The sequence below is a fragment of the Collinsella aerofaciens genome (assembly GCF_032584215.1).
In the GTDB taxonomy this organism is placed as follows: domain Bacteria; phylum Actinomycetota; class Coriobacteriia; order Coriobacteriales; family Coriobacteriaceae; genus Collinsella.
The window spans coordinates 15149-30640 of sequence record NZ_JAWHPN010000014.1; the positions used below are offsets into that span (position 1 = coordinate 15149).

Annotated in this window: 11 protein-coding genes; 6 read left to right on the forward strand and 5 right to left on the reverse strand. The window is 61.0% G+C overall.

The window, feature by feature from the left end; genetic code table 11:
• Positions 1 to 166 precede the first annotated feature (166 nt).
• Positions 167 to 868 carry a 4Fe-4S dicluster domain-containing protein gene (locus RX395_RS05425; protein WP_271748317.1) on the reverse strand — a complete coding sequence of 234 codons (702 nt, stop codon included), beginning with the start codon at positions 866 to 868 and terminating at the stop codon, positions 167 to 169.
• Positions 869 to 1545: 677 nt separating this feature from the next.
• Positions 1546 to 3795, reverse strand: a complete 2250-nt coding sequence (locus tag RX395_RS05430) for a DEAD/DEAH box helicase (RefSeq protein WP_316366066.1) — start codon at positions 3793 to 3795, stop codon at positions 1546 to 1548.
• A gap of 588 nt (positions 3796 to 4383) precedes the next feature.
• On the opposite strand from RX395_RS05430, the gene RX395_RS05435 reads away from it, so the two are divergent.
• The 6 genes from RX395_RS05435 to RX395_RS05460 all read left to right on the forward strand — a co-directional run bounded on the left by RX395_RS05435 (position 4384) and on the right by RX395_RS05460 (position 11589).
• Positions 4384 to 5346, forward strand: a complete 963-nt coding sequence (locus RX395_RS05435; protein WP_316366067.1) for an FHA domain-containing protein — start codon at positions 4384 to 4386, stop codon at positions 5344 to 5346.
• Positions 5347 to 5517: 171 nt separating this feature from the next.
• Complete coding sequence (locus tag RX395_RS05440) at positions 5518 to 7602, forward strand: protein kinase domain-containing protein (protein WP_316366069.1); 2085 nt, start codon at positions 5518 to 5520, stop codon at positions 7600 to 7602.
• Positions 7603 to 7852: 250 nt separating this feature from the next.
• Positions 7853 to 10192: a heavy metal translocating P-type ATPase gene (locus RX395_RS05445; protein ID WP_316366071.1), complete on the forward strand. Its 2340-nt coding sequence runs from the start codon at positions 7853 to 7855 to the stop codon at positions 10190 to 10192.
• 147 nt (positions 10193 to 10339) lie between these two features.
• Entirely contained in the window at positions 10340 to 10561 is a 222-nt protein-coding gene (locus RX395_RS05450) for a heavy-metal-associated domain-containing protein (protein WP_316366072.1), read from the forward strand.
• A 138-nt stretch (positions 10562 to 10699) separates the two neighbouring features.
• Positions 10700 to 10969, forward strand: coding sequence for a metal-sensing transcriptional repressor (locus RX395_RS05455; protein WP_316366074.1), 270 nt, complete (start codon positions 10700 to 10702; stop codon positions 10967 to 10969).
• Between the two features lie 146 nt (positions 10970 to 11115).
• Complete coding sequence (locus RX395_RS05460) at positions 11116 to 11589, forward strand: hypothetical protein (protein WP_055310332.1); 474 nt, start codon at positions 11116 to 11118, stop codon at positions 11587 to 11589.
• A 92-nt stretch (positions 11590 to 11681) separates the two neighbouring features.
• On the opposite strand, the gene RX395_RS05465 is transcribed toward RX395_RS05460, so the two are convergent.
• The 3 genes from RX395_RS05465 to RX395_RS05475 all read right to left on the reverse strand — a co-directional run bounded on the left by RX395_RS05465 (position 11682) and on the right by RX395_RS05475 (position 15325).
• The gene (locus RX395_RS05465) at positions 11682 to 13052 is read right to left on the reverse strand and encodes an amidohydrolase family protein (RefSeq protein WP_316366075.1); all 1371 of its coding nucleotides are present in this window, start codon (positions 13050 to 13052) and stop codon (positions 11682 to 11684) included.
• Between the two features lie 213 nt (positions 13053 to 13265).
• Positions 13266 to 14336 carry a hypothetical protein gene (locus tag RX395_RS05470; RefSeq protein WP_316366077.1) on the reverse strand — a complete coding sequence of 357 codons (1071 nt, stop codon included), beginning with the start codon at positions 14334 to 14336 and terminating at the stop codon, positions 13266 to 13268.
• Between the two features lie 281 nt (positions 14337 to 14617).
• Entirely contained in the window at positions 14618 to 15325 is a 708-nt protein-coding gene (locus tag RX395_RS05475) for a hypothetical protein (RefSeq protein WP_271757465.1), read from the reverse strand.
• Positions 15326 to 15492: the final 167 nt, after the last annotated feature.

Consider the following 15492-nt stretch of genomic DNA (forward strand, 5'->3'; position numbering starts at 1 on the left):
GTTACCAAATGACAATATTCAATGTGAAAAAGAGCGCCTTACTATTTTTCCTTTTTGATCCGTTTTCCTCCGTCCCCTTCGGATCACATGATCCCTTGGGAACGGAGGAAAACGGATCGTTTTTGGTGCAAAAGGGCCAGGTTTGTTTGCACCAATCTCACTTGCGCTAGATAAAGAGCTCGCATTCCTTCCGCACGACGCAAACCTTGCTCAGCATCTGGGAAACAGCGGATAGCTTGTTGGGATCAGCCTTACGAGCACCTCGCGGACATACGGCAATGCAGCGCATGCAGGAGATGCACGCCTCGCCAGCTGCTCGTTTGGGGTCACCCTTGTCGATAGCACAAACGGGGCACGCCGCGGCGCATGCACCGCAGGAAACGCAATCCTCTGTTGCCTCGGGTGCCATGCGGTGACCTCCAGCTTGTTTATAAGGACGATTGCCGGGGATAGAGGGCTCGGACGCATCCTCAGCCAACAGCTTTTGCTGAATTTGCTGAGCAAACTCAGCAAGCTGCGCCGCATCCTGCGCATCCGGACGACCGGCAGCAAACTGTCGCGCAATGGAATGTTCTGCAATGGCTGCAACTGCCGCGATCACCCGGAATCCCGCATGCTTCGCAACGTCCTCCAGCTCTACGAGCGTGTCCTCAAACGCGCGGTTTCCGTATACACAAACCAAAACAGCCCGAGCCCCGTTGCCGCGCACCATGCCCAACCGGTCAGCCACCACAGCCGGGATTCTACCGGCATACGCCGGCACAGAGATTACGGCCACGTCGTCCTCAGTCATCGAGACAGCGTTGAAATCCAACCCGCTATCGGTCAGATCGACGGTAACGGTATTCTTGCCCAGTGCTCCGGCCACAAGGCCTGACACCTTCTGCGTTCCACCCGTCGGACTAAACACAATTTCGAATACGCTCATCGAGGCACCCTCCCCTACGCCTGGCAACGCGTCAAGCCGCTTTCACATCCAGCCAGAGTATACGGCACGTGGGGTCCCCGTTTTAATGCACCAAGCTCCCCAATGCACCCACCCTACGCTGTCTGCCTCTTCGTTTTGTATAAATTACGGTACAAATTGTATATATTTACGGGATACCGCTGTGTTCTCCTGAGGTACCCCATCCTAGCCCGTGCAAAAAACGGAGTATTCTGCAACGTAACCACGCCAGCACCGCCGCGGGTGGGCAAAACTGTAGGGCGCCGTATCATTCTAAGTCCCGACATGGCGAGAATGACGCGCCCCTGCTCCGGAAAACGGCGAAATCTGACTCAGAACGCTCGCCAGGGATATCCGAAGGCCACCGTTGGCGACGTCGGATCATATGCAGACAACTCGAACTGCAGAATACTCCAAAAAATGCACGGCGCACCCCATGGGGCCCATTGCTGCATGGCAGAAAATAGGTCCTCAGCATCCCCCAGATGCATTCCCGAGAAAATCACGTTTGAATTAGCGATGGACACGGCAAACAAAAGGGCCCGAGCGTTGTTTGCTCGGGCCCTTAGCTTGTCTCACGCTAGCGTGCGATGTGTATGTTACTTGCGCTTGCCGCCGCCGTCACCGGGGCGACGGAAGCTGCCGCCGCGCTTGCCGCCACGGCTGTTGCCATAGCTGCCACGGTTATCGCGACCGCCGGCACGGCCGCCACGGGAGCCGGCCTGGTTGCCACCACGAGCGCCACGATAGCCGCCACGACGCTCTTCGCGGGTATCGTCGTAGTTGCGCCAGTCATCGCGACGATCGCGGCTGGCACGCGGGTCACGACGATCGCGCGACTCATTCGAACGACCAGCGCCGCCGCGGCCGCCATTGCCGCGAGCACCCTCGCGACGCTCGCCGCCGCGGCTACCGCGCTCTTCAAAGCGCTTGCCGCCACGGGACTCACCGCCACGGGCAGCACGCTCACCACGACCCTCGCCGCCGCGACGCTCATCACGGCCACCGCGCTCGTCATCACGACCGGAACGACGGCGGTCGCCCGCACCGCGCTTGCCACCGCGCGAACCGCGGCCCTCGTCCTCGCGCTCGACACGACGACGGCCACCGCGATCCTCGTCCTCGCGGCGGCGGCGATGTGCCTCGCCCTGGAACTGCTTGGCACGACGCTCGGCACGGTTGCCACGCGGGGCCTGCTTGACGGCGTCAGCACCGCCGCGCTCCTCGGCAGCAACCTCGCGGGCCACGCTCTCCACAGCCTCGTCCACGCGAGCCTGAACGCCCTCGCGCACGCGGGTCTTGCCGCCGCGCTTGGGACGGCTCGGACGCTCGCCGTCGCCGCGACGCTCGTCGCGACCGCGGTTGGAACGACCGGCCACATCGCCGTACTCATCGCCGTTGCGCTTGCCGTCGCGACGCGCCTGCTCAAGCTTCTTCTTGCTCTTGGACTTGCCGCGCTTGGTCTTCTTCTTCACCTTAAAAGCGGCAGGATCGCGCTCGGGGTCAACGGCGGGCGGGTTGGGACCCACGTGCAGGTCGCCGGCTTCATAGATGTCGGCGCTCTTGTCCATGAGCTTCTCGATCTCGTAGAACTCGTCGACGTCCTGCTCGGTCACAAACGTAATGGCCCAGCCCAGCTCGCCGGCGCGGCCCGTACGGCCAATGCGGTGGATGTAGTCGGTCGGCTCGGCCGGCACGTCATAGTTCACGACGTAGCGCACGTCGCTAATGTCGATGCCGCGGGCGAGAACATCGGTTGCCACCAGCACGTCAACGGTGCCATCGCGGAAGGCCGAAAGCGCGCGCTCGCGCTGAGCTTGGCTGCGGTTGCCGTGAATCGCGGCGGCCTTGATGCCCTTGCGCTCCAGACGACGGCAGCAGCTGTCGGCGCGGTGCTTGGTGCGCATAAAGACGATAGTGCGCTCCGGGCCCTCCTTCTTGAGGAACTCGGGCAGCAGGTTGTTCTTGGCCTCGATGGACACCGGGAACACAAACTGGTCGACGGTGTCGGCGGTCGACGTGGCGGGCGCGATCTCCACGCGTGCCGGGTCGCTCACCAGGTCGGTGATCTCGCCCACGGCCTCCTCGTCGAGCGTCGCCGAGAACAGCAGCGTCTGGCGCTCGGTCGGCGTCTCGCGCACAATGCGGCGGACGGCAGGCAAAAAGCCCATGTCGAGCATACGGTCGGCCTCGTCGAGCACCAGCACCTTGACCTCGTCCAGATGGCAGGCACCCTGCTCGATCAGATCGACCAGACGGCCCGGCGTTGCGACCAGGATGTCGCAGCCGTACTTGAGGGCAGCGGTTTGCGGCTTGTAGCTCACGCCGCCCACGACGGTCACGGCAACGTGGCCCGTGACGTCGGCGATCTTGCTCGCGACCTCGTCGATCTGCTGGGCAAGCTCGCGCGTGGGGGTGATGACGAGCATCACGGGGCCGCGGCCGTTGCCCTCGGGCTTTTTAGCACCGCGACGACGGTTGCGGCCGCCGCGCTCGCGCACGGGTTTGGGAGGAGCGATGTGCTCCAGATTGTTCATGGTCGGCAGCAAAAAGGCGGCCGTCTTGCCGGTGCCGGTCTGAGCGGCGGCAAGCAGGTCGCGGCCCTCGAGCACCACGGGGATGGAGCCGGCCTGCACGGGCGTCGGCGCCGTGTAGCCCAGGTTCTCGATAGCACGAAGCATCTCGTCGGAAAGCCCCAGCTCGTCAAAGGCGGGCAGGTTCTCAGTGGCGGACTCGACGGCCTGGGCGGCATTGGCCTCATCGGCGGCATCGAAGGCAGCCTGGGTCATGGCCTCGCGGGCCTCGTCCAGGATCTCGGCGTCCGTGACGTCGGATACAGAATTACGCATATGTTGTTGTTCCTTATCTGCACGCGCAATGGGCACGGCATGCGGCCGCGCGGGCGTGCTTGGTAGTGCGCTAATACATACAAAAACAGGTGCGCACAGAGAGGACGTTGCTCAGCACGCTGGCGATCGCTTTGGCAGCCCTATCACGCGCCGTCCAGACGCAGCAGCTCTAAGCGATGGAGCAGATTCGCCGCGGGTTAGTATACCCGTGCTTCGCATGCCCCCACGTAAACCACAGATGACGAGGCGGACGCGGCGGGCCCGGCTGATTGTCTCAATCTGTAACATCTACAGGGCAAATCTTCCTCTACGTGTTACAGATCGAGACAAACGGTCGACACGGTTCACAAACGTCTCGATCTGTAACAGTTACGGAGTAAAATCGGCCCTAATTGTTATAGATCAAGACAGAGGGGGATTTCCGTCCAGTCCAAACCAAATCTCTCAGTCTTCCTGCAATTTCGAACATGTGGCCTATAATGTTGCTTTGGTTACGCTATATATTGCGCAGCCATTTAATACGTCGCCCACCGGGGGCCATTAATTCCTATCGCCATATTGGCTAGGAAGCAATCAAAGGAGGTATCCGTGGCAGCAGAGACGCCTTGCTCGGTCCTCTATAACGATATTCGCTCGTTCGGCGGTCTTAAACATCTCGAGATCGCCCGAATGCTCATCAATGGAAACTCTTATCTCGGCAGTACCCTGCTCGAGAAATGCTCTTCCAACCGCTCGTATCTCACCCGTTACATCGTCCATCGCAAGCCTGACCAGTGCGCGCCCTCCATCTACAGCGACTTTACCGTCACCACGCTCAACCTTTCCTCGGCAATCTGCAGCAAGCTCGGCGGCGGCGAGTCCGCCTATCGGGCAATCGCCGAGCACTATCGCGGTCCGGCCGCCAACGAAATGATGTCGGCTCTCGCCAGCTACAAGCTGGACAGCCGCCTATATGCAAATGCCCTCAATCGCATCGACAACTTTGACGGCAATGCCGTGCGTGAGAAAAGCACGCTTTACCTTATGCTCTTTGTGGCAACGGGGGCGCTCGCCGATCCCGTTCAGGGCGTGGCCACCGTCGAGCGCTTTTGCGACAGCAAGACGGGCGGGCACTTTGGCACCACCGAAACTACCGTCGGACGTGGCTTTATGAGCAGCCTGGAGCAGCCGCGCACCGTCGCTCCCAACCTCGGTCTGCTCAGAACCCATGCCGACAACTGCGCCGACATGCAAATCCATCCCCTCACACGCGATCCGCGCGGCACCGTGATTGGTTCTTTGCCCAAAACCTCGCCCAGCATCACCGATGTGGGCGCCGACGCATCGCGCGAGCATCTTCGCATTTGGCTCGAGGGTGAGCACTGGTACGCCCAGGGCCTTGGATCGACCAACGGCACGGTACTCGAATCGGGTGCAGGCGACGGCGATATTGTGATTGAGCCGCCGCGCGACCAACGCGAGCCCGGCAAGATCTATCCCCCAGTGGAAATCGAAAACAGCGACAGGCTCCATCTGGGTCTCTACACGACATTCCTTGTCATTGTGGACTAGCGCGGACGGCGATCGGAAGACGGTCGCCGTCCGTCTTTCGTCTTCTACCTTCTGCGTCGTAAACGACAATGCTCAGCGGTATACGTGGGCAGTGCGGCTATCATGGTACTTTACCGATATCCGCACTGCTCGCGTATACGTGCGGCAACCCATGCCAGACAAAGGAACGCCATGGATACTACCGATAGCGCCTATGGCGACAAACTCATCCGTCTCGATACGTTCGATACCGCCGTGGCGGTCGACCCCAGCGCCGAGGACGACGCCAAACGTCGGTTTATGACGCTTATTCTCCAGACGGCCCACCGCAACAACGGCAACATCGGGCACGTGCTGCGCGCGACCAACACGAGCGGCGAGGTCTTTGCCGTCAAGCTACTCAAGGACAACGCTATCCTTTCCGGCCAAGCCCCCGACCGCTCCGCCGAGCAATCGGCCGCGCACCTGGCCAACACCGCTGCGCTGTTCGAGGAGTACCGTCATCTGTGTACCGTCTCGCAGCTGCGCGGATTTCCGCGCGTCTATGGCTACGGCTCGTGTGAGGATGACCCGCTCATCCTCATGGAGTGGGTCGAGGGCACCTCGCTCAAGCAGGCGCTGCCCCTGCTTCCGCACGACGCCTCGGGCGGGCTGACCACCCAGATGGTCGCCGCCGTCGGAAACGCCGTGCTTCGTGCGCTCTTGATGACCCAAGGCCTCGTGAATCCGGTCATCCATCGCGACCTGTCGCCTGCCAATATCATGTTCCGCACCACCAGCCGAACGCTCGAGCAGCAGATTGCCGATTGCTCCTTTGACCCCTGCCTCATCGACATGGGCTCCGCGACCATGGCTCTCGGCGACGACACGATCACCCGGCGCGCCGACATCTGGCGCTTTGCCACGCCCGCATACGCCGCGCCCGAGATGCTCACGCAGGATATCGAAGGCATCGCGGCCCTTCGCCGTTCGCCGGCAATCGACGTCTATGCGCTTTCGAGCATTCTGTACCAGCTCTACAGCGGTCGCAAACCGTTTGACTTTGAGTCGACGGACGCCGCTGCAACCGGCTCGTTCTATCTCGTAAAGACCAAGACCAAGCCGGCACCGCTCGAGCCGCGCTGCGAGGGCGATGAGGCGCTCGTCCAGATCATCATGAAGGGTCTCTCAGTCGAGCAGTGCGATCGTCCCACCGAGCAGCAGATGCTCGAGGTGCTCTCGGCATACCTCACCGATGCCGAATCCGAGGGCCGCGAAGGTGCAGGAGACGAGGCCGCAATTGATATCGATTCTGGCACGCACCTTAAGGTCGACGTCGCCGGCGAGCGCGCACGAGAGATCCTGAATCAGGCCCGCCACGATACCATGACCCGCCGCCGCTTTATTATCGGCGGCGCTATCGCAGCCGTTGCGGGGCTCAGCGTTATCGGGGCGGCAACCCATGGCTTTGGCATCCCCGACTACCTTGACGGCATCCGCGGTTCACTTGACGACTACACCTGGGATCAGCTGCAGGAGATTTCGCTCAAGATTAAGGCCGCCGAGACCCGTAGCGAGGCACGCGAGATTGCCAAGCGCTATCACCTGCTCGATGACAACGGGCATATCCCCTATCCATGCACCAAGCGCGTCACGCTCACCAACGGGCTGCAGGTTGGCGCGCAGCTTGTGGGTATCCGCCACGACGAGCTTCTAGACGGTACGGGCAAGGCCGGGCTGACGTTTATGTTCGACGCGGGTATTGCCGAGCGCAACGCTGCAGCTGAACCGCCGAGCGCCGGCTGGGCAGATTGCGAGCTGCGGGAATGGCTCAACGGCGACGGCCTTAAGCTGCTACCCAACGAGTTGCGCGCGCTCATTAAAGGGGTCAAGAAGGTCTCGAACAATGTGGGCGCCGCCAACAGTGCATCGTGTCTGAGCGAGTTGCCCGCAACCCTTTGGCTGCCCGCCATGGTCGAGCTGTGCGGTACGCAACCGCCCGATTCGTTTACCAAGGACTATCACTACCTGGCAGACATCTACAACAGCGAGGGCAAGGAGTACCAACTCTTCCGCGAGCTCAAGGTGAGCCCGTATTCCACGAACGAGACGATGGTCCGTCAGTGGAAGGGCAAGGACACCTGCTGGTGGGAGCGCACGGTGAGCCCCGACTCATCGGAGACCGAAGGCACGCTCTACATAAACCGTGTGGGCCACGACGGCGACGCCTTTACGTACGCAACGCCTGCGGACAAGCCAAACAAACGAACCTGCGTGATCCCCGGATTCTGTATCTAGAGAGCGGGCGTCTTGCCGTGACGGGACCCCTCCCCGGCAATTGTCTTGATCTGTAACAGTTAGAGGTCATTTTCCCTGCTAGATGTTACAGATTGAGATGATTGATTGGGACGGTCCATCGGTAAACCAACTACCCTCATCTGTAGCGAGATGTCATACATTTATTCTGTACTGGACACCCCCAGGGGGTATGGGTGTATAGTATCGGCAGGTTAACAATTCCAACACCGAACCACAGAAAGGAGAAGCCATGGCTCAAGATAAGTTCGACGTGGGCGGCATGACATGCGCCGCCTGCCAGGCGCACGTGGACCGTGCCGTCAGCAAACTCGACGGCGTCCAAAGTGTCGCGGTCAATCTGCTCGCCGGCTCTATGCTGGTGGACTACGACCCTGCGCAGGTCTCCCCCGACGACATCTGCACCGCTGTCGACCGCGCGGGCTACTCGGCCTCGCCCGTCAGCACGGGCATCGACGCCTCCCAAAACGGCAGTACGCAAGCCAGGTCCGGCGCCGCCCATATGGAGTCGCCCACCAAAAAGCTGGAGGCCGCCGCCTCCGCCATGCGCACCCGCCTCATCATCTCGATCGTATTCCTCATCCCACTGTTCTACATAGGCATGGGGCACATGCTCGGCTGGCCGCTGCCCGGTATTTTCACCGACCATACCCACAGCATGACACTCGCGCTCACCGAGCTCGTCCTGCTCATCCCCATCGTCTACGTCAACGACGCGTACTTTATCAACGGGTTTAAATCGCTCGCGCACGGCGCGCCCACCATGGACGCCCTTATTGCCGTGGGCGCCACCGCCTCCATCGCCTGGTCGCTCTACGCCATGTTCATCATGACCGACCAGCTAGCCGCGGGTCAGGTGCACGAGGCCATGATGACGAGCATGGACAACCTGTATTTTGAGAGCGCCGGCACAATCCTGTCGCTCGTCACCGTGGGCAAATACCTCGAGACGCGCAGCAAGTCCAAGACCGGCGGCGCTATCGAGGCGCTCATCGACTTAGCACCCAAGACCGCGACCGTCGTGGCAGAGGACGGCAGCGAGGCCACCGTCGACGTCGATGCCATTCTGCCCGGCCAGGTGCTGCGTGTGCGCCCCGGCGAGTCCATCCCCGTTGACGGCGTGGTGCTCGAGGGCAGCTCGGCCGTGGACGAAAGCGCGCTCACCGGCGAATCCATTCCCGTGGAGAAGACCGCCGGCGACACTGTCAATGCGGCCACGGTCAACCGCACGGGCTCGTTTACCTTCCGCGCCACGCGTGTGGGTGCCGACACGTCGCTCGCCAAGATTATCCAGCTCGTCGAGGACGCCAACGCCACCAAGGCGCCCATCGCCCGCATGGCCGACAAGGTCGCCGGTGTGTTCGTGCCCGTGGTGTTCGTGATCTCGGCCGTGACCTTTGCGGCGTGGATGGCACTGACCGGCAGCATAAACGAGGCGCTCACCTCCGCCGTGGCCGTGCTGGTGATCAGCTGCCCGTGCGCGCTGGGCCTGGCCACGCCCGTCGCCATTATGGTCGGCACCGGCAAGGGCGCCGAGATGGGCATTCTCTTTAAGAGCGCCGAGGCGCTGGAGAACCTGCGCAGCGTAGGTACCGTGGTGCTCGATAAGACGGGCACGGTCACCCGCGGCAAGCCTGCTGTGACCGATATCGTAGTAGCCACGCGCGCCGACGGCTCGCCCGCCATGAGCGAAAAAGCGCTGCTCAAGCTGGCCGCCGCGCTGGAGCGCTCGAGCGAGCACCCGCTGGCCGAGGCGATTATGGCCGAGTGCGAGACACGCGGGATCGTCGCGCGCATGGTCGAAGACTTTACTGCCGTGCCCGGTCGTGGCGTTACGGCGCGCGAGGGGCAGAATGTCATCGCAGCCGGCAACGTGCGCCTGATGAACGAGCTGGGCGCGAAGGTTCCCGCCGGCCTTGCCGAGCAATTTGCCACCGAGGGCAAAACGCCGCTGTTCTTTGCCAAGAACGGCGAGCTTGTCGGCACCATCGCCGTGGCCGACGAGGTCAAAGAGACGAGCGCCAAGGCCATCGCCGCAATGCGTTCACTCGGCGTCGATGTGCGTATGCTCACCGGCGACAACCGCGTGACGGCCGAGGCCATCGCCCGACGCGTGGGGCTCACCAGCGAGCAGGTTATCGCCGACGTTCTTCCCGCCGACAAGGAACGCCACGTGCGCGAACTGCAGGATGCGGGCGGCAAGGTCGCCATGGTGGGCGACGGCATCAATGACTCCCCCGCCCTGGCGCGCGCCGACGTGGGCCTTGCCATCGGCACCGGCGCCGATATCGCCAAGGAGGGTGCCGACGTGGTGCTCATGCGCAGTGACCTCATGGACGTCGCCCGCGCCATCAAGCTATCGCGCGCCACGATCCGTAACATCAAGCAGGACCTGTTCTGGGCACTGTTCTACAACGGCATCGGCATTCCGCTGGCGGCGGGCGTGTTCTTCCCCCTCACCGGTTGGCAACTCTCGCCGATGTTTGGCGCCGCAGCCATGAGCCTGTCGAGCGTCTGCGTCGTAAGCAATGCGCTGCGCTTAAAATCCTTTAAGCCAAAAGTGGCAAAATAAGCTCACCATTAAGTCCATTTAGAACGGGTTTTCCAGGTGCCCGAGATTGACCTGAAAGAGGAGCGACGCGTACTTTGATACGCGAGCGACGGCGTGAAGGTCAAGGTCGGGTGCCTGGGAAAGCCGACACAACAGAGAGGAATATCCATGCGTTACACGATTAAGACTTCCGGCCTTATGTGCGGCCACTGCGACGCCACTGTCGAGACGGCACTGCTCAACGTTGCCGGCGTGACCGATGCCGATGCCGACCACGAGACCCAGACCGTACAGGTGGAGTGCGCCGACACCGTGACCGCCGAGCAGCTCGCCGCCGCCGTCGAGGGCGCCGGCGAGAAGTTCCACGCCCTGTCCGTGGCCGCCGCGTAGCAGACGCCGCCTACTCAATCCTCAGAAGTTGCGGTGAAATACGGACTGTTGAGCCGCCCTAGGCCTTTAAACAGTCCGTATTTCACCGCAACTGACGGGGGCATCCGGAAGATCGACCAGAAACGAGGACCCGCCATGATGGCAGACCACAAATCGGTGACCCGCATGCTCAAGACGGCACGCGGGCAGATCGACGGCATCTTGCGGATGGTCGATGAGGACCGCTATTGCGTTGATATTTCCACGCAGCTCATGGCCACGCAGGCGCTCCTCGCGCGCATTAACGCCGACGTGCTCAAGGCCCATATCGAGGGCTGCGTCGCCTCGGCCATCGAATCGGGCGACGAAGAGCTCAAGGCCGCGAAGCTCGCCGAGATCGAACGCGTCGTCGACAAACTCACCAAGTAATTGGTGCAAGGGGGACAGACTTCTTTGCACCGTCTTGGTGTTCCGGGGACAGGTACGTTTGCACCACATTGGTGCAGATTAACCTGTCCCCCTTGCTCTAAATCGGGTATAAAGGCGTGCAGCATATCGAACGAAAGGCAATTTGCATGAATGACTTTATGAAGGGTCGCAATGGTGCCGATGAACTCACCATCGTGATGGGTTTTGCCGGCATCGTCATCGCGATGATCGGATCGATAGCCCGCATCCAGTGGCTCAGCTGGATTGCCATCGCCGTCATCGTGATTGGCGTGCTGCGCGGCCTGTCCAAAAATATCGACGCACGTCACAAGGAGAACGAGGCCTTTGTCGCCGCGACTGCAAACGTACCCGGCTTGGGCAAATTTGTAGCTAGCTTGGGCGGCGGAGCTGCAGCGGCCAACGCCTCGCGCGCAGCCGGTACTAGCAAGGAAGACTTTGAACGTGCCAAGCGCACAGCCAAGAAGATGTGGAAGGGCCGCAAGACCACGGCCTATCTCAAGTGCCCCAACTGCGGCCAGATGCTCTCCGTTCCCAAGGGCAAAGGCAAGATCCGCGTCACCTGCCCCAAGTGCCATGCCAAGATGGAGACGCGCTCATAGCCGCCATACCATGGGACAAATAAAAGCCGAGGCCTCGCACTGGGACCTCGGCTTTTTCTGATTATGACAAAAGGATTGCCCCTTTGTCACACCTATGCCACGCCGTCGCGGGCGAGCTCCTCGGCCAACGCCTCGGCAGGCATGGCCATAATCGCGTCGAGCTCGGCGTCCACCTCGGGAATACGCTTCACCTTGAGCTTGCGCACCAGATCACCGCGACACATCACGTGCGTCGGTTCACGCAGTGCGCACAGGTCATCGAGCGGGTTCTCGCGCGTCACCAGGATATCGGCGGCCTTGCCGCACTCGATCGTGCCAGTCTCGCCGCCCAGCCCCAGCAGCTCGGCATTAACCTGCGTGGCCGTATGCAGCGCGAAGGCGTTGCTCACGCCGACATACTTGGCAAAATAGGCCACCTCGCGCCACATGTCATACTGCGTCACGAACGGGCAGCTTGAGTCCGTGCCAAGGCCCACCTTAACGCCAGCTTCCAGTGCGGCACGGGCGCTCTCGATGATGCCCGAGCACACGATGTCGCCGTTCTTCTTTTGCGTATCGGTAGAATGGGTCTTTTCCGGGTCGAGCAATACAAACGGCAGCGCCGGGCTGATAGTGCAGGTCACACTCGGAGCACGCCCCTCGAGCTGCGTGCCCGCGGCGCCACGGTACAGCTCCAAGATCTCGGGTGTCAACGGAGCACCGTGTTCAATCGTGTCAACGCCGGCCTCAAGCGCGGCCTTCACGCCCTCGGTACTCTCGACATGGGCCATAACCGGAAGGCCCATATCGTGCGCCGCCTTGCATGCCGCCGTGGCAACCTCCACCGGCATACGCAGCACGCCCGGCTCGCCCACCTCGGTCGCATCGAATACGCCGCCCGTTACGAACAGCTTAATGACGTCGGCACCGCGCGCATACAGGTCGTGCACCTGTTCGGCTGCCTCGGCGGGACTGTTTGCCACCTCGGCGAACAAGCCTGCACCATGGCCGCCCGGCACCGTGACGCCCGTTCCCGGCGCCACCAGGCGAGGACCTTGATACTTGCCGGCGTCGATGGCATTACGAACGGCGATGTCGGCAAACAGTGGGTCGCCCGCGCCGCGCACCGTGGTCACGCCGCTTGCCAGTTGTTGTTGGGCGCTGCCCTTAAGAATATGGCGCACGATGGCGCGCCCCACGGGATTATCGAGCTTCTTCATCAGCGCGCCCGCATCGCCCGCCGAAACCGGCTTGCCCGAACCGCACAGATGCACGTGCATATTGATGAGACCGGGCATGAGATACGCACCTGCCAGGTCGATGACCTCGGCACCCGCGGGCGCCTGCGCCACAGCACTCGGCCCCATCCATGTGATGACACCGCGCTCAACGGCCACGGCCATATCGGGTTGCGGCTCCATATGCTCCGAACCATCCAGAATGGTCGCATTGATAAACAATGTAGAACGATCAGCAGACGCCATATCGAGCTCCTCCTTCACGATTAACTTGAACATTTGTCCATTATTACCTAGTCCCGCTTGATTGCTGCAGACGCATCGGTTAACGGAGGGAAGAGGGGATGTGGGGAACGGAATACGTTGCAGTCCCACCCCAGCGACACCAGGGAATGTCTTGATCTGTAACAATTACGAGCTCAAATAACCTCTAAACGTTACAGATTGAGACAAAACCTCTCAGCGCCCATACCACTGACGTCTCCACTCCTCAGCCAAATCGGGCCGTCGCGGAATACCCGCCAGCCTCATCTTCTCAACCAGCTTCCCCGGATTCTTGAGCTCATCAAACGTAAACCGAAGCACCTTGTGCCCGAGCATTGTCAGATGGGACTCCCGTTGACGTTCTGCCACGAATGGGTCGACCGACTCCCAGCCCTCGCTGTTCTGCAAGGCATACTTCCCCTTTCCGTCGAGCTCGCCGATGACACACGTCCCGTCCTCGAGCCGCCAAAAATAGTCGACGCGAAACACCTGGCTCGGATCGAGCGGGTCGCGAAACTCCACCTGCAGCTCCGGAACCGGAAAGCCGTACGCAATAAAGAACGCTCGGAACCGAGACTCGCCGCCGTTTTCGGACAGCCCGTCCGCATACGACGCAATCACCTGCGCCCTGCGATACCCTCGCCTGCCCTCGCAATCGGCGCGGAGGCGCTCGCACAAATCCCCACGTGATACGCCTTTCGCCCGCAGTGCAGAATCGGCAATCGCCAACCCGTAGGAGAACGGCGCACGCAGCAAGCAATCCTCCACCGTGCGCCAAAACGACGTCACCCGCACGCCATCAACACGCTCGAGCGCGCCCGCCATCTGTGGACGCAACAACCTGCACCCGCTGCTCAACGTCACCGAACAACCCGTCTTAACAAGAAAACGCGGCCCAAGCAGATCATTCGGCACCTCCAGACCCCACAAAAGTGCCGCGTCATAACCCCAAAACGCCCAATCGGGATGAAATTCCGCAAGCCCTTTGATAGTCCTCAGCGCTCGCTCTGCCGGCGTCAATGCATCCCAATCATGCTGAAAACAGAACAGGTACGGCTCGGGCTCCGCGATATCGTCGGTTCCAACATGGCGTCGCAGCCACATGAGCTCGGTATTGTCATGCGTTGCAAGCAGCGCACCTTGCTTGGCCGTCTCCGTGAGCCGCGCGAGCATCCTATTCCGCGCCAACGTGTTGCGAGTCGCATGTTTGTGTTTGAGAACGGTATTAGACACTTTCATCACCACCACGTCAAACAAATGGACCATCGCCGCTGTTGCCTCCGCTGGCAAATGTCTTGATCTGTAACAGGAAGACCGATTTTTGGCCGCTAGATGTTACAGATCGAGATCTTTCGACACCGCGTCCAACCTTTGTCTCGATCTGTAACAGTTAGACGTTCTCCAGCCCCCCAAACGTTACAGATTTAGACAAACCAGCGGCGCCCAAGCGTTCGTCTCAATCTGTAACAGGTAGACCGGTTTTTTGTCCCTAAACGTTACAGATTGAGACAAAGTCAGGGGCAGCAGAGCGACACCAGAAACATCCCCTACTCCCACTCCTGCTCGTAGATGTTGAGCGACTTTACGTACCGCCCCTGGGCGCCCATGATGTCGCGGACCAGACGCAAGAAGAAACTGATGCACGAGGTGTCAAAGCCATCCTGCAGGTCCTCCGGATGCACCGCACCAGGCCCATCGACCGCCGTGTCACTCAGGCGTGCGATGTCATACAGATAGAGTTGTCCCGCCGTCAGCCAGACATCGTCGACGCAGGCGAGGCGCACCGCAATCGCTCCGTCGCTCCAATGCTCCTTTTGCACGATATGCGGGTCGTAGACATCAAAGCGACGGTCGGCGCGCGTGTCCTTCAGCGCGACCATACCAGTCGCAGGATCCTTGTCCAAAATGCCAAAGCGCGAGAAATACTGCGTGTCGCGTACCTGCTCGAGCCGCTTGAGCGAGGCAGGCGAAAGCGATGTCGGCGGCTCTTCAACATACAGCTCGAGCAGCGTCTTGCCATGGCGATAGGGGCGCTCGAAGAGCAGCCAATCGGTAAATGCCATGTTGTAGGCCATGATTTCGTTTTGCGAAGGCTCGGTGCAATAGCTGAGCCACGGGTCGACAATGATCTCGAACTGTTCGCGCGCCGGCTCCAAAAACTGGAACTTCCGCAGCATCCAAAAATGGGCCATGTCGGCAATATCGTTGCCGACGGCTTCGGCTAGCTGCGCTCGGTCTAAAGCGTGATCAGTCATGGCATCCTCCTCAAACTGATGGACCTCAATTTGAGCTTACGAGGAGGGTGGGCAGCCACGACCAGCGCGGGCAAAATAGGCCTCCGGCTGCAAACCAGATGCTGACCAAACACTTGACTAAAAGCTTGACCGAAAATGCGCACCGCAACAAAATCGCAGGTAAACAT

Coding starts and splice junctions, on each gene's coding strand:
- RX395_RS05430 (WP_316366066.1), bottom strand. CDS start 3,795: ATGCGTAATTCTGTATCCGACGTCACGGACGCCGAGATCCTGGACGAG.
- RX395_RS05440 (WP_316366069.1), top strand. CDS start 5,518: ATGGATACTACCGATAGCGCCTATGGCGACAAACTCATCCGTCTCGAT.
- RX395_RS05445 (WP_316366071.1), top strand. CDS start 7,853: ATGGCTCAAGATAAGTTCGACGTGGGCGGCATGACATGCGCCGCCTGC.
- RX395_RS05450 (WP_316366072.1), top strand. CDS start 10,340: ATGCGTTACACGATTAAGACTTCCGGCCTTATGTGCGGCCACTGCGAC.
- RX395_RS05455 (WP_316366074.1), top strand. CDS start 10,700: ATGGCAGACCACAAATCGGTGACCCGCATGCTCAAGACGGCACGCGGG.
- RX395_RS05460 (WP_055310332.1), top strand. CDS start 11,116: ATGAATGACTTTATGAAGGGTCGCAATGGTGCCGATGAACTCACCATC.
- RX395_RS05465 (WP_316366075.1), bottom strand. CDS start 13,052: ATGGCGTCTGCTGATCGTTCTACATTGTTTATCAATGCGACCATTCTG.
- RX395_RS05470 (WP_316366077.1), bottom strand. CDS start 14,336: ATGGTCCATTTGTTTGACGTGGTGGTGATGAAAGTGTCTAATACCGTT.
- RX395_RS05475 (WP_271757465.1), bottom strand. CDS start 15,325: ATGACTGATCACGCTTTAGACCGAGCGCAGCTAGCCGAAGCCGTCGGC.